Source organism: Cryobacterium sp. PH31-L1 (assembly GCF_030063145.1).
GTDB lineage: Bacteria > Actinomycetota > Actinomycetes > Actinomycetales > Microbacteriaceae > Cryobacterium.
The window spans coordinates 372,107-384,832 of record NZ_JASISM010000003.1; the positions used below are offsets into that span (position 1 = coordinate 372,107).

Sequence of the window (12,726 nt, forward strand, 5' to 3'; positions counted from 1 at the left end):
GTGCTACTCGATTGACCGATGGATGAGGCGCGACAGCACGATCGCACTGCGAGTGTGATCGACGTTGGGGGCCAGGCGCACCTTTTCCAGCGCCGCCTCGAGCCCCGGAATGTCCCGGGCTCGAATGTGCACCATCGCATCGGCGCTGCCGGTGACGGTTCCCGCATCGACGACCTCCGGCACGCCGGAGAGTATGCGCAATAATTCGTCGGGCGCGACGGTGCCGCGGCAGAACAGCTCCACGTAGGCTTCCGTGCTCATGCCGTCGACCGCCGGATCGACCTGAATCGTAAAGCTTCGAATCACCTTGTCGGCCACCAGGCGGTCGACGCGGCGTTTCACAGCGGATGCCGACAGCCCCACCACCGAGCCGATGTCACCATAGCCGGCGCGCGCGTTCTGGCGCAGCAGATCGAGAATGCTGTGGTCGAGGTTATCCATTGGGCGAGTCTAAGCGACGGCACTGCGCAAACTTGCGTCACGGTGGTCATTCTCGAAGATTTCTTGCGCAGATCAGCGTGAAACGTTGAATCATGCTGTGTGAAACTGAGGGTGGCGTCCCGGAACAATCAAGTGTGATCGTGCCGGGCTCTCGTGAGCGACCTGGTCCGCCATCCACCCCGAGTTCCGTCGGTCTGAAGGCCCGCGGATCCCCGAAGGAGCCTCATGTCGATCAACTCAGCCACCCCGGTTCTGGCCGAAGAGCCAGCCGCTCCCGTGCGCATCGCCACCAAGCGCACCGTCCTCATGTGCAAGCCGCAGTTCTTCACCGTGGTCTACCGCATCAACCCGTGGATGGACCCGGCGCTGCCCACCGACACCTCGCTCGCCGTTAAGCAGTGGCAGACCCTCTATGACGCCTACATCGGCCTCGGGTTCGACGTGCACCTGATCGACCCGATCGACGGCCTGCCCGACATGGTCTACGCGGCCAACGGCGGTTTCGTCATCGATAACCAGGCCTACGGAGCCAAATTCACCCACGTGCAGCGCCAGCCCGAAGGCCCCGCCTACATGGACTGGTTCGGCGCCAATGGCTTCGACGTGCGTGTGCCCGTGGAGACCAACGAGGGTGAGGGCGATTTTCTGCTCGTCGGCGACGTCATTCTGGCCGGCACCGGCTTTCGCAGCGACTCGAACAGCCACGCTGAACTCTCGAATATCGCCGGCCGCCCGGTGATCACGCTGCGCCTGATCAACCCGAGTTTCTACCACCTCGACACCGCCGTGGCCGTGCTCGATGACACGAACATCGCCTACCTGCCCAGCGCCTTCGACGCGCCGAGCCTCGCCATTCTGCAGGAACGCTACCCCGACGCCATCATCGTCACCGAAGAAGACGCCTCCATTCTCGGCCTCAACTCCTACTCCGACGGCTACAACGTCGTCATCGCCGCCCGCGCCAAAGACTTCGAACGCCAGCTCCGAGCTCGCGGCTACAACCCGATCGGCGTCGACCTCTCCGAACTGCTGCTGGGCGGCGGCGGCGTCAAATGCTGCACGCTCGAGCTGCGCCGATGACCGCCCCCACCCAACTGAAGGAGTACGACATGACGACGAATCTGACCGACGCACCCGCAGCATCCGTTTCGCCTGCAGCTACTGCCCTCATTGCCGAGGAAAGCGCGCACGCCGCGCACAACTATCACCCGCTGGAGGTCGTGGTCGCGACCGGCGACGGCGCCTGGGTAACGGATGTCGCCGGTCACCGCTACCTGGACTGCCTCGCCGCGTATTCCGCCGTGAACTTCGGCCACTCCAACCCGGTGCTGCTCGACGCCGCCCGGGCGCAGCTCGGCCGCATCACCCTCACCAGTCGTGCCTTCTATAACGACCAGCTCGGCCCGTTCGTGACCGCGCTCGCCGAACTGGCCGGCAAAGACATGGTGTTGCCCATGAACACCGGGGCCGAAGCCGTCGAATCCGGCATCAAGGTCGCCCGCGCCTGGGGTTACCGGGTCAAGGGCGTCGCGCCCGACCAAGCCAACATCATCGTGGCGGCCGGCAACTTTCACGGCCGCACCACCACCATCATCAGCTTCTCCGACGACGAGTCGGCCCGCGCCGGTTTCGGCCCGTTCACGCCCGGTTTTCGCACCGTGCCCTACGGCGACGCCGCCGCGCTCGAGGCTGCTATCGACGAGAACACTGTCGCCGTGCTGCTCGAACCGATCCAGGGCGAGGCCGGCATCGTCGTGCCGCCGATAGCATACCTGCCCGCTGTGCGCGAGATCACTACGCGCCACAACGTATTGTTCATCGCCGACGAGATTCAGTCTGGACTCGGTCGCACCGGCTCGACCTTCGCCTGCGACCTGGTCGGTGTCGTGCCCGACCTCTACCTGCTCGGCAAGGCCCTCGGCGGCGGCATCGTGCCCGTCTCCGCTGTCGTCGGCAACACCGACATTCTCGGTGTGCTCCACCCGGGCGAGCACGGCTCGACCTTCGGCGGCAACCCGCTCGCCGCGGCCGTGGGCCTGGCCGTCGTGAAGATGCTGGCCACCGGCGAATATCAGCAGCGCGCGACCGAACTCGGTGCGCGACTGCACGCCGGGCTCGCCGCGCTCGTCGGCCACGGCGTGATCGAAGTGCGCGGGATCGGGCTCTGGGCCGGCATCGACATCGATCCGTCGCTGGCTCCGGGCCGCGTCGTCTGCGAGGCCCTCTTGGCCCGCGGCGTGCTCGCCAAGGACACGCACGGCTCGACCATCCGCCTGGCGCCGCCGATCGTCGTCTCCGCCGAAGACGTGGACTGGGCCGTCGAGCAACTGCGCCTCGTGCTGGCCGATCTGGCCGCCGCTAAGTAGCCTGTTCACAGGCCGGCGAAAGCGGATGCCGGCGCGAGACGGTCGGCCAGGGCGGAGGCCGGCGGCTCTAGGCTGAAGGGCATGTACACCGACCTGCCCGAAGCCGAACTCCGCAGCTATCGCAGCGGCCAGGCCGACCCCGCCGACTTCGATTCGTTCTGGGCTGAGACGCTCGCCGAGTCCGACCGGCATCCGCTCGATGTCACCGCCACGAAGGTCGAGGCCGGGCTGACAACGCTCGACGTGCACGACGTGACTTTCCCCGGGTTTGGTGGGCAGCCGATCAAGGCCTGGCTGCGGGTGCCCGCCGGCGCGACCGGCCCGCTGCCGACCATCGTGCAGTTTCACGGCTACGGCCGGGGACGCGGGCAAAGCTTCGAGAACCTGCTGTGGGCATCCGGCGGGTTCGCGCACTTTGAAATGGACCTGCGCGGGCAGGGTTGGGGCGGCAGCACCGGCGACACGGCCGACGACGCCGGGAGCGGCCCGCAGGTGCCCGGGTTCCTGACCCGCGGCATCGACTCGCGCGAGACCTACTATTACCGTCGCGTTTTCACGGACGCCGTGCGCGCCGTCGCGGCGGCCCGCAGCCTGGCGCTCGTCGATGACACCCGGGTGGGCGTGGTCGGCACCAGCCAGGGTGGCGGCATCGCGCTCGCCGTTGCCGGGCTCGTGCCTAACCTGGCCGCGGTTGTCGCGCGCGTGCCATTTCTCTGTGACTTTCCGCGGGCATCCGTCATCACCGACGCGCTGCCGTACCGTGAGCTCGGCCAGTACCTCGCCACCAATCGGCTGAAGGTGGCTCGGGTGCACGACGTGCTCTCCTATTTCGATGGCGTCAACTTCGCCAAGCGCGCGACGGCGCCGGTGACCATGACTGCGGCGCTGATGGACCCGATTTGCCCGCCATCGACCGTGTTCGCGGCCTACAACAACTATGCCGGCCCGAAGCAGATCACGGTCTGGCCCTACAACGGTCACGAGGGCGGCGCCTGGGAGGACGACGCCCTCGCCCTCGGTGCGTTCCGGGACCACCTCGGTTAGACCGCCCTGTCAAGCGGATGCTCCGCGCCGGCACCGATAGAATTTCCGGCAACATGGTACTAAAATGATACCATTCGTCATGGCCATGACAGTGCGACTTCCCCAGGAACTTGATTCAGCGCTCGAAGTGATCGCGCGCCAGCGGCATATCTCGAAACACGCCGCACTCATTGAGGCGGCCGACCGGTTCGTGCGGCAGGAATCGAAAACTGAACGCGTATTGGCGAGCGTCGACGAGACCACTCGTCACTACGCCGAACTGCTTCAAAAACTCGAAGACGCCTAAGTGCCGACAAGCGGGGCCCGACACGCGAGGCCCGACTCGACATGACCGAATACATCGAACCCGAACAGGCCGTCGCAACCGTTGCTCACCTCGGGCTGCATATTCGAGACAAGGGACTGCTGTTCTCCGCGTTGGCCCGACCCGCAGCGAGCATGTTCGGTGAAGAGGCGTACGCCACCTTGGAACTCAAAGCGGCCGCGCTCTTCTCCTCGCTGGCCCAGAACCACCCGTTGTTCGACGGAAATAGACGACTCTCCTGGATCCTCACCCTCGCATTTCTGCGGCTCAACGGCATTCGCGTGGTCATGCCCACCGACGACGCCTTCGCGCTCGTGCGCGCCGTGGCGCAGAGTGGAAAGGAACTCGACGAGATCGCTGCAGTCCTCCGCCGGCATCTCGTGCCGACGGAGAACTGATCGGGCAGCCGGTGGCTACGGCTGCTCCGCGATCGCCTCCTTCGGCGCACGCTTCACCGGAGTCCCCGTCACGGTAGCGGACGCGCTGACGCTCGCCCTGCGCGCGGGAGTCTTCCGCGCGGGGGCTGCCTCGGCCGCGGCGACCAACTGTGAGGCGACGGGCTGCAGCCGGGACAGCTGCGTGACGTGCCCGGGGTTCAATTCCTCGAGCGCGTTCACGCCGAGCAGGCGCATGGTGCGGGCGACCTGCTCCGACAGGATCGCAATCGTGCGGTCCACCCCGGCTTCCCCACCGGCCATGAGGCCGTACAGGTAGGCGCGGCCGATCATCGTGAAGCGGGCGCCGAGAGCGATCGAGGCCACTACGTCGGCACCGCTCATGATGCCAGTGTCGAGGTGCACCTCGGTGTGGGCGCCGACCTCGCGCGCGACCTGCGGCAGCAGGTGGAACGGGATGGGCGCACGGTCGAGCTGGCGGCCGCCGTGGTTCGAGAGGGTGATGCCGTCCACGCCGAGGTCGACCAGGCGCTTGGCGTCGTCGAGGTTCTGCACGCCCTTGACGACGACCTTACCTGGCCATTGCGCCTTGATCCAGGCGAGGTCCTCGAAGTCGACCGTGGGGTCGAACATGGTGTCGAGCAGGTCGGCGACGGTTCCGCTCCAGCGGTCGAGGCTCGCGAAAGAGAGCGGTTCGGTGGTGAGAAAGTTGATCCACCATTCCGGGCGAGGCAGCGCGTTGACGACGGTGCCGAGGGTGAGTGCCGGCGGAATCGAGAAGCCGTTGCGCTTGTCGCGCAGGCGGGCGCCGGCGACGGGAACGTCGACGGTCACCAGCAGCGTGTCGTATCCTGCCTTCGCGGCCCGGTCGACGAGGGCCATCGAGCGATCTCGGTCCTTCCACATGTACAGCTGGAACCAGTTGCGCCCGTTCGGGTTGGCGGCCTTGACGTCTTCGATCGAGGTCGTGCCCATGGTCGACAGTGCGAAGGGGATGCCGGCGCGGGCCGCGGCGTGGGCCCCCGCGATCTCGCCCTCGGTCTGCATCATGCGGGTGAAGCCGGTCGGGGCGATGCCGAACGGCTGCGCCACCGGGGCGCCGAGCACGTCCCAGCCGGTCGACACTGTCGACACGTCACGCAGGATGGAGGGGTGGAACTCGATGTCCTCGAAGGCCTGGCGGGCCCGGCCAAGTGAGATCTCGGCCTCGGCGGCGCCCTCGGTGTAGTCGAAGGCGGCCTTCGGAGTGCGCCTCTTGGCGATCGCACGCAGGTCGGCGATCGTGAGGGCCGCGTCGAGGCGGCGCTTCTTCGCGTTGAGCTCCGGCGCCTTGAACTTCATCAGCGGGGCGAGATCTTTGATCCTGGGGATGCGTCGTTGAACCATGGTCGTCCTTGTCTAGTGAGTGGTCAGATGGGTCTCGGCGTAGTACCCCGAGATGTGGGCGTGAACCGCGAGGCGGGCGGCATCCGCTTGGCCGGTCAGAATGGCGCTGAGAATGCCGCGATGCTCGAGCCTGAGGCGAGCGGATGTTGCCGCCCAGCTCGGCAGGCCAGCCGCGCCCGCCCGTGCGTACCCCTCGATGGCGCTGCGGAGGCCGGCCATTGTGGCGGTGATCACCTGGTTGCCGCTTGCTTCGGCGAGCGAGAGATGGAACTGGGTGTCGAGGGCGAGGAATTCGGCTTCGGTCAGGGTCTGGCTTTCCATCGCGGTGAGGATCTGCGCCGACCCGGCGAGATCGACGGTGCCGTGGGCGTCGGCTAGTTCGGAGACGATTGATCCCTCCAGGATGAGGCGGGTCTTGACCACGTCGGCCACCTCAAAGCCCTGGGCTGCGACCTGCAGGCGCATGAGTGCGGACATGCCGCCGCCAGGACGGGCGACGATGATCGCGCCGGCTGAGGGACCGGACCCGACGGCGGTGCGAATGAGCCCGAGCACCTCGAGCACCCGCAACGCTTCGCGCACGCTGGATCGGCCGACCCCGAGGTCGGCAGCGAGTGTGCGCTCTGGCGGCAGGTGATCGCCCGGGCTCAGGCGACCCTCGAGCAGGTCGAGTTCCACGGCGTCGAGCACGACCTGCCAGGCACGCGGGCTCATCGTGGGCATGTCGTCCTCTCGTTCGTGTGTGGTCTGACCACAGGTTACACGATATTTCGCTGAGGCGGGATACAGTTTCAGCCAACCCGGGAGAGACCATGACCGTTGCACCCCAGCTCATCGACCTGAAACTGCCCGACGGACCGGGCGGCAGCTCCGGTCTGAAAGCCGTGCTGGCGATCCCGGCCGGAGACGGCCCCTGGCCCGGCATCGTGCTCGTACACGAAGCGTTCGGCCTCACCGACGTCATGCGCCGCCAGGCGATCAGAATGGCCGAGGCCGGCTACCTGGCGCTCATGCCCGACCTCTTCACCGAGGGAGGAACCCGCAAATGCCTCGTCGCCACCTTCCGAGCCCTCTCCGCCGGTGCCGGTCGGGCTTTCGTCGATATCGAGTCGGCCCGCGTGTTCCTGAGCGAACGTGGCGACTGCACCGGACGCATCGGTGTGCTCGGGTTCTGCATGGGTGGCGGGTTTGCTCTCGCCACGGCTACGCGCGGCTTCGACGCCTCCTCGGTCAACTATGGTCGGCTCCCGAAGGATCTCGACGATCACCTGCTCGGCGCCTGCCCGATCGTCGGCAGCTTCGGCGGCGCGGATCGCTCTCTGGTCGGCGCGGCAGACACCCTCGACTCATCCCTAGCGAGGCTGGGCATCGAGCACGACGTCAAGGAATACCCGGGTGCCGGGCACGCATTTCTCAACGATGCCGAGACCGGGCCGCGGATGCTGCGCCCCGTGCTGAAGCGCATCCTTGGTGCCGGCCCCGACCCGGTGGCCGCCGCCGACGCCTGGACGCGGATCGAGGCGTTCTTCGGCGAGCATCTCGGGGCGTCACGGTAGCGTTTGGGCGGGCCTTCGGCTGATAGCCTCCAACAGACCCAAGGGGACCCCATCGCTAAACGCTCAACCATTATCGCCATCGTCACCGTCGCATCCGTTGTCGCCATCGGCGGCGTGGCCACCGCGCTCGCGTTGACACCGCAAACGGGCTCGGACACGACCCTCTCGGTGCGCGTCTGGGACGAGCAGGTTGCTCAGTCTTATGAAACCTCGTTCGCGGCATTCGAAGAGGCCAACCCGGGCATCGACGTGTCCATCAACGTCGTGCCCTGGGCCGACTACTTCACCAAGCTGCGCGTCGACGTGGCCGGTGGGACCGCCGACGACGTGTTCTGGGTGAACGCCGGAAACTTCGCCGACTACGCCGTCAACGGCAACCTCGTGAACGTCACGGATGCCGTCGGCGAGGCCGCGCAAGCACGCTGGCAGCCGAGCGTCGTCAGCCAGTACACCCTGGACGGCGCACTCTGGGGAGTGCCCCAGCTCGCCGACCCCGGCATCGGGTTGTACTACAACGAAGAACTCCTGGCGGCCGCCGGCATCGACCCGGCCACCGTCGGCGACCTGCACTGGAACCCCGCCACCGGCGACGACACCCTGTTGCCCGTGTTGCAGAAACTCACCGTTGACGCCAACGGCAACACCGCCGACAGCACGGCCTTCGACCCCGCACAGATCGTGCAGTACGGCTACAACGCGGCCAACGACCTCAATGCCATCTACCTCAACTATCTCGGCTCCAATGGGGCAGCTCTGCAAGACGGCGACGAGTTCGTCTTCGACACCGCCGAAGGTGCCCAGGCCTTTCAGTACGTGATCGACCTGATGAATAAGTACCACGTGGCCCCGTCGGCCGCCGACACCAACCTCAACGGAGACTTCGCACTCGACCAGTTTCTGCAGGGCAAGATGGCCCTGTTCCAGAGCGGCGTCTACAACCTCAGCAATGTGAACCAGGGCGCCGCTTTCGAGTGGGGTGTAGCCGAGATTCCGTCCGGACCGTCCGGCGCGATCAGCGTCACGAACGGTGTCGTCGCCGCCGGCAACGCCGACTCCAAGCATCCGGAACAGACCCGCAAACTGCTGGAATGGCTCGGCGGTACCGAGGGCAGCGCGGCTATCGGCGCCGACGGCTCGGCTTCGCCGGCCGTCATCGGGGCGCAGGCCAGCTACGTCGCGTCGTGGCAGAAACAGGGCATCGACGTGAACGCGTTCATCGACGTTCTCGCCAACGGCACCGTGCAGGCGCCGCAGGGCGCGAAGTGGGCCGAGGCCTCCGATGCGTTCGAATCGACCTTCGCCGAGATGTTCCTCGGCCGCATCCCGGTCGAGGAGGCATTGCGCACGGCGCAGACCGCCGCGAACGCAGCCGCCGGCTGAACGACGGCTAGGTAGTCAGCACGACGTTGAGCGGGGTCTCGCCGCGCAGCATCCGCTCTATTTGCGTGCGCACCAGCCGGGCCATTCGCGGCAGCATGGCGCTCGAGGCGCCGCCGACGTGCGGGGAGATGAGCACGTTGGACAGCGCGAAGAGCGGATGCCCCGTCGGCAGCGGCTCCGGGCTGGTCACGTCGAGGGCAAGCCTGAGACGCCCGCTCGCGGCGTGGGCGAGCAGCGCCTCCGTGTCGGCGACCGCGCCACGAGCGATGTTCACCAGCAGGCTTCCGTCACGCATTCGGGCGAGGAACGTATCGTCAACCAGGTTCGCCGTCTCGGCCGTGAGCGGAACACCAACGACCACAATATCGGCCTGCGGCAACAGTTCGGGTAGGGACTCGAAGCCGTAGATGTCGCCGCGCTCATCACTGCGAGCCGTGCGGGCGACCCGGATCACCGTGGTCTCGAAGGTGAGCAGCCGGCTCTCGATGGCATGCCCGACACCGCCGTAGCCGAGCAGCAGCACGGTGCGGTCGGCGAGGCTGGCGTGGTGCGCGGGTGCCCACTCGCCGGCGTCCGCGGCGCGCACGAAATCGGGAATGCCGCGCTGCGAGGCCAGGATGAGCGCGAGGGTGAGTTCCGCGGTGGAGGTTTCGTGCACGCTGGCGGCGTTGGCGAACACGTGCCCGGCCGGCAGTACCCGGTCGACGCCGTCGTAGCCGATGGACTGGCTCTGCACCAGCCCGGCATCGACGCCGGCGAGGTGGGCGAGCCGGTCGGTTTTACCCATGTACGGCGTGACCACCAGGTCGAATCGGGGTCGCGGCGCCGGGCCGTCGAGCGCCCACTCCACCACCTCAACGCCGTCGGGCAATTCCCCAACCGCCTCGCGCAGCACGGAGTCGGGCAGGCTGACCAACAGTGAATTCATCTCCCGAGCCTACTTTGTCCGCGCACGCAATCCCCTCGCGCGCTTCCTGGCGACAGCGGCGGATGCTTCGCCCATTTGCGGGGTGGTTGATACCATTAGCTAATGAGCAAAGTTGCTGACCCCGCCACTGCCCGCGAGGACCGATCCTTCTTTGGACAACCGCGTTCGCTCGCCAATATCTTCGGCGTCGAGATGTGGGAACGTTTTTCCTTCTACGGCATGCAGGGCATTCTGCTGTTGTACCTGTACTACTCAGCGGCGGATGGCGGCCTGGGAATCCCGCAAGCTACGGCGGCCGGAATCGTCGGTGCGTACGGAGGTGGCGTCTACCTCTCAACGATCCTCGGAGCCTGGATCGCCGATCGTCTCCTCGGGTCGGAGCGGGTGCTGTTCTACAGTGCCATCGTCATTATGCTCGGGCACATCGCCCTGGCCGTCGTGCCCGGAATCGGTGGGCTCGCCGCTGGCCTCATCTTGGTGGCTGTTGGTAGCGGTGGGCTGAAGGCAAACGCGACATCCGTGGTCGGCACGCTCTATCCGCCCGATGACCCGCGGCGGGACGCGGGTTTCTCGCTGTTCTACCTCGGCATCAACCTCGGTGCGTTCGCCGGACCGATTCTTACCGGTCTGCTGCAGACGACGGTCGGTTTCCACTACGGTTTCGGCCTCGCGGCCGTGGGCATGGCAATCGGCCTCACCCAGTATTCCTTTGGGCGCAAGCGTCTGCCGGATGCCGCCCGGCACGTTCCCGATCCGCTGCCGCGTTCGCGCTGGTCCCGCTACATCGTTATTGCGATCGTGGCGCTGGCAATCATCGTCGTACTCGTGTTGACCCGGGTGATCGCCGCGAGCAATCTGGTCACCATCGTGATCGGGCTTACGATCATCGCGACAATTGCCTACTTCGTGGTGATTCTCACGAACCATCAGATCACGACGGTCGAGCGCAAACGCGTCTACGCCTTCATCCCGCTATTTATCGCCAGTGCGGCGTTCTGGTCGCTCTACCAGCAGCAATTCACGGTCGTCACGATCTATTCGGACGAGCGACTCGACCGCGCTCTGTTCGGCTGGGAGATGCCGGTGTCTTGGGTGCAGTCCATCAATCCCGTGTTCATCATCGTGCTCTCCGGAATCTTCGCCGCGCTGTGGACCAGGCTGGGAACGCGACAGCCTTCCACGCCGATTAAGTTCGCCGTGGGAACCGCTGTGATGGGCGGCGCCTTCCTGCTGTTCCTGCCGTTCGCTGGGGGTGCCGCGAACTCGACACCCCTCCTGGCGATGATCGGAATCCTGCTGGTCTTCACGATTGCGGAGCTGCTGCTCTCGCCGGTCGGGCTCTCGGTCGCTACCAAGCTCGCGCCGGAGGTCTTCAAGACTCAGATGGTGGCTTTGTTCTTTCTTTCGATCGCGCTCGGCTCTGCCGTGTCGGGTGTGCTCGCCACGTGGTACGCGACTGCGCCAGAGCGGCTCTACTTCAGCGTGCTCGGCGGCATCGCGATTGTGCTGGGGCTCATGCTCGTTCTGATCTCCCGCCCGGTGCTGCGCCTGATGGGCGGGGTGCGCTAACGCCTTAGCGGCTGTGCGGAAAACATCAGCGCGGGACCGTGGCCTCGACGATCGCAATCTCCCGGGTGGCGGTCTCCCGATCGAGGGCAGCGGCATCGCGTCCGTCGCCGGAGTGCAGCACCCGCACTCGCGGTGACGAGAACGGATGCAGCTGCACCCGTAACCGGCGATACCGCACCATCCAAAACAGCACGACGGCCGCAGCCAGCAAGCCCGAGATCGCGGCGAGGCCGAGCGCCCACCGTGGGCCGAAGGCATCCGCTACCCAGCCAACGAGCGGCGCGCCGAGAGGAGTGCCGCCGACGAAGATAGCCATGTACAGCGCCATCACGCGGCCACGCATCTCGGGCCGCGTCGTGGTTTGCACGTAGGCATTCGCGGTGGTCATGAGCGTGAGCGACGACAACCCGACCAGGGTGAGAGATATGGCGAAAGTTGTGTAGGTCGGCATGATCGCGGACAGCGCGCAGGCCAGGCCGAACAGGCCGGCGCCGAGCACGATCAGGCGGAGCCTCGCGCGACTGCGGCGGGCAGCGAGCAGCGCGCCGATGACGGCGCCGATGGCCATGATCGAGCTGAGCAGACCGAACTCTGCGGCCCCCTGACCGAACTCGATCGTGGCCATGGTCGAGGTGAAGATAGCGAAGTTGAGGCCGAAGGTTCCGATCAAAAAGACCGCGATCATGACGACGACGATGTCGGAACGGCCACGCACGTAACGGAAGCCGGCCAGCAGCTGTCCGCGCTCCCGGCTTGCCTTCGGTTGGCGGCGCAGCTGGTGGGTGCGCAGCAGGGTCATGGCGAAGACCGTCGCAGCAAAGGTGACCGCGTTGATCATGAAGACCCAGCCCGCGCCGACGGCGACCGTGAGCAGGCCGGCCGCAGCCGGGCCGATCAGGCGTGCACCGTGGAACGACGCCGAGTTGAGTGCGACCGCGTTCGACAGCTGGTCTTCGGCGACGAGCTCGGAGACGAACGTCTGGCGGGCCGGCGCGTCGATGGCCGCGACAACGCCGAGGCCGAGCGCGAACAGGTAGACGTGCCAGAGCTGGGCCACCTCGAGCACGGTCAGAATGCCGAGGCCGAGCGCCAATAGGCCCATCAGGGTCTGGGTGAGGATGAGCAGCTTGCGCCGGTTGAACCGGTCGGCGATGAGGCCGGACCAGGGCATCAGCACGAGCTGCGGGCCAAGCTGCAGCGCCATGGTGATGCCGACCGCCGTGGCGTCGTAGTCGGTGAGCTGGGTCAGTACGATCCAGTCCTGCGCGGTGCGCTGCATCCAGGTGCCGATGTTCGACACCAAAGCCCCGGCGAACCAGATGCGGTAATTGACGACGCTCAGCGAGCGGAACATGGC

The 12,726-nt window shown here is 66.5% G+C and carries 13 protein-coding genes; 8 read left to right on the plus strand and 5 right to left on the minus strand.

Annotated elements, in window-relative coordinates:
• Nucleotides 1-3: 3 nt before the first annotated feature.
• Nucleotides 4-441, minus strand: coding sequence for an Lrp/AsnC family transcriptional regulator (locus QMF22_RS08495; protein WP_092106650.1), 438 nt, complete (start codon nt 439-441; stop codon nt 4-6).
• A gap of 225 nt (nt 442-666) precedes the next feature.
• On the opposite strand from QMF22_RS08495, the gene ddaH reads away from it, so the two are divergent.
• The 5 genes from ddaH to QMF22_RS08520 all read left to right on the plus strand — a co-directional run bounded on the left by ddaH (nt 667) and on the right by QMF22_RS08520 (nt 4,553).
• Entirely contained in the window at nt 667-1,521 is an 855-nt protein-coding gene (gene ddaH, locus QMF22_RS08500) for a dimethylargininase (protein WP_283452355.1), read from the plus strand.
• A gap of 29 nt (nt 1,522-1,550) precedes the next feature.
• Nucleotides 1,551-2,807: an ornithine--oxo-acid transaminase gene (gene rocD, locus QMF22_RS08505; protein WP_283452356.1), complete on the plus strand. Its 1,257-nt coding sequence runs from the start codon at nt 1,551-1,553 to the stop codon at nt 2,805-2,807.
• An 81-nt stretch (nt 2,808-2,888) separates the two neighbouring features.
• Nucleotides 2,889-3,851 (plus strand): acetylxylan esterase, encoded by a 963-nt coding sequence (locus QMF22_RS08510; RefSeq protein WP_283452357.1) that lies wholly within the window; start codon nt 2,889-2,891, stop codon nt 3,849-3,851.
• 85 nt (nt 3,852-3,936) lie between these two features.
• Nucleotides 3,937-4,137 carry a hypothetical protein gene (locus QMF22_RS08515; RefSeq protein WP_283452358.1) on the plus strand — a complete coding sequence of 67 codons (201 nt, stop codon included), beginning with the start codon at nt 3,937-3,939 and terminating at the stop codon, nt 4,135-4,137.
• A gap of 41 nt (nt 4,138-4,178) precedes the next feature.
• On the plus strand, nt 4,179-4,553 hold the full coding sequence (locus QMF22_RS08520; protein WP_283452359.1) for a type II toxin-antitoxin system death-on-curing family toxin: 375 nt from the start codon (nt 4,179-4,181) through the stop codon (nt 4,551-4,553).
• Nucleotides 4,554-4,568: 15 nt separating this feature from the next.
• Here the strand turns inward: QMF22_RS08520 and QMF22_RS08525 are convergent, their stop codons facing one another.
• Together QMF22_RS08525 and QMF22_RS08530 are read right to left on the minus strand one after the other, a co-directional pair.
• On the minus strand, nt 4,569-5,936 hold the full coding sequence (locus QMF22_RS08525; RefSeq protein ID WP_283452360.1) for an alpha-hydroxy acid oxidase: 1,368 nt from the start codon (nt 5,934-5,936) through the stop codon (nt 4,569-4,571).
• Nucleotides 5,937-5,948: 12 nt separating this feature from the next.
• On the minus strand, nt 5,949-6,659 hold the full coding sequence (locus QMF22_RS08530; RefSeq protein ID WP_283452361.1) for a FadR/GntR family transcriptional regulator: 711 nt from the start codon (nt 6,657-6,659) through the stop codon (nt 5,949-5,951).
• Nucleotides 6,660-6,748: 89 nt separating this feature from the next.
• Here QMF22_RS08530 and QMF22_RS08535 point away from each other — a divergent pair, with 89 nt between their 5' ends.
• Together QMF22_RS08535 and QMF22_RS08540 are read left to right on the plus strand one after the other, a co-directional pair.
• Nucleotides 6,749-7,492, plus strand: a complete 744-nt coding sequence (locus QMF22_RS08535; protein WP_283452362.1) for a dienelactone hydrolase family protein — start codon at nt 6,749-6,751, stop codon at nt 7,490-7,492.
• Nucleotides 7,493-7,495: 3 nt separating this feature from the next.
• A complete protein-coding gene (locus QMF22_RS08540; RefSeq protein WP_283452363.1) occupies nt 7,496-8,872 on the plus strand; it encodes an ABC transporter substrate-binding protein in 1,377 nt (458 codons plus the stop codon).
• 7 nt (nt 8,873-8,879) lie between these two features.
• On the opposite strand, the gene QMF22_RS08545 is transcribed toward QMF22_RS08540, so the two are convergent.
• Nucleotides 8,880-9,800 (minus strand): 2-hydroxyacid dehydrogenase, encoded by a 921-nt coding sequence (locus tag QMF22_RS08545; RefSeq protein WP_283452364.1) that lies wholly within the window; start codon nt 9,798-9,800, stop codon nt 8,880-8,882.
• 102 nt (nt 9,801-9,902) lie between these two features.
• On the opposite strand from QMF22_RS08545, the gene QMF22_RS08550 reads away from it, so the two are divergent.
• Nucleotides 9,903-11,369 carry a peptide MFS transporter gene (locus QMF22_RS08550; protein WP_283452365.1) on the plus strand — a complete coding sequence of 489 codons (1,467 nt, stop codon included), beginning with the start codon at nt 9,903-9,905 and terminating at the stop codon, nt 11,367-11,369.
• A 25-nt stretch (nt 11,370-11,394) separates the two neighbouring features.
• On the opposite strand, the gene QMF22_RS08555 is transcribed toward QMF22_RS08550, so the two are convergent.
• Complete coding sequence (locus QMF22_RS08555; RefSeq protein ID WP_283452662.1) at nt 11,395-12,723, minus strand: MFS transporter; 1,329 nt, start codon at nt 12,721-12,723, stop codon at nt 11,395-11,397.
• Nucleotides 12,724-12,726: the final 3 nt, after the last annotated feature.

What these genes read in the sequence shown, in the direction of transcription:
- QMF22_RS08515 (WP_283452358.1), top strand. Translation starts at nt 3,937, where the DNA reads ATGACAGTGCGACTTCCCCAGGAACTTGATTCAGCGCTCGAAGTGATC.
- QMF22_RS08520 (WP_283452359.1), top strand. Translation starts at nt 4,179, where the DNA reads ATGACCGAATACATCGAACCCGAACAGGCCGTCGCAACCGTTGCTCAC.
- QMF22_RS08495 (WP_092106650.1), bottom strand. Translation starts at nt 441, where the DNA reads ATGGATAACCTCGACCACAGCATTCTCGATCTGCTGCGCCAGAACGCG.
- QMF22_RS08535 (WP_283452362.1), top strand. Translation starts at nt 6,749, where the DNA reads ATGACCGTTGCACCCCAGCTCATCGACCTGAAACTGCCCGACGGACCG.
- QMF22_RS08525 (WP_283452360.1), bottom strand. Translation starts at nt 5,936, where the DNA reads ATGGTTCAACGACGCATCCCCAGGATCAAAGATCTCGCCCCGCTGATG.
- QMF22_RS08530 (WP_283452361.1), bottom strand. Translation starts at nt 6,659, where the DNA reads ATGCCCACGATGAGCCCGCGTGCCTGGCAGGTCGTGCTCGACGCCGTG.
- rocD (WP_283452356.1), top strand. Translation starts at nt 1,551, where the DNA reads ATGACGACGAATCTGACCGACGCACCCGCAGCATCCGTTTCGCCTGCA.
- ddaH (WP_283452355.1), top strand. Translation starts at nt 667, where the DNA reads ATGTCGATCAACTCAGCCACCCCGGTTCTGGCCGAAGAGCCAGCCGCT.
- QMF22_RS08510 (WP_283452357.1), top strand. Translation starts at nt 2,889, where the DNA reads ATGTACACCGACCTGCCCGAAGCCGAACTCCGCAGCTATCGCAGCGGC.
- QMF22_RS08550 (WP_283452365.1), top strand. Translation starts at nt 9,903, where the DNA reads ATGAGCAAAGTTGCTGACCCCGCCACTGCCCGCGAGGACCGATCCTTC.
- QMF22_RS08555 (WP_283452662.1), bottom strand. Translation starts at nt 12,723, where the DNA reads ATGTTCCGCTCGCTGAGCGTCGTCAATTACCGCATCTGGTTCGCCGGG.
- QMF22_RS08545 (WP_283452364.1), bottom strand. Translation starts at nt 9,800, where the DNA reads ATGAATTCACTGTTGGTCAGCCTGCCCGACTCCGTGCTGCGCGAGGCG.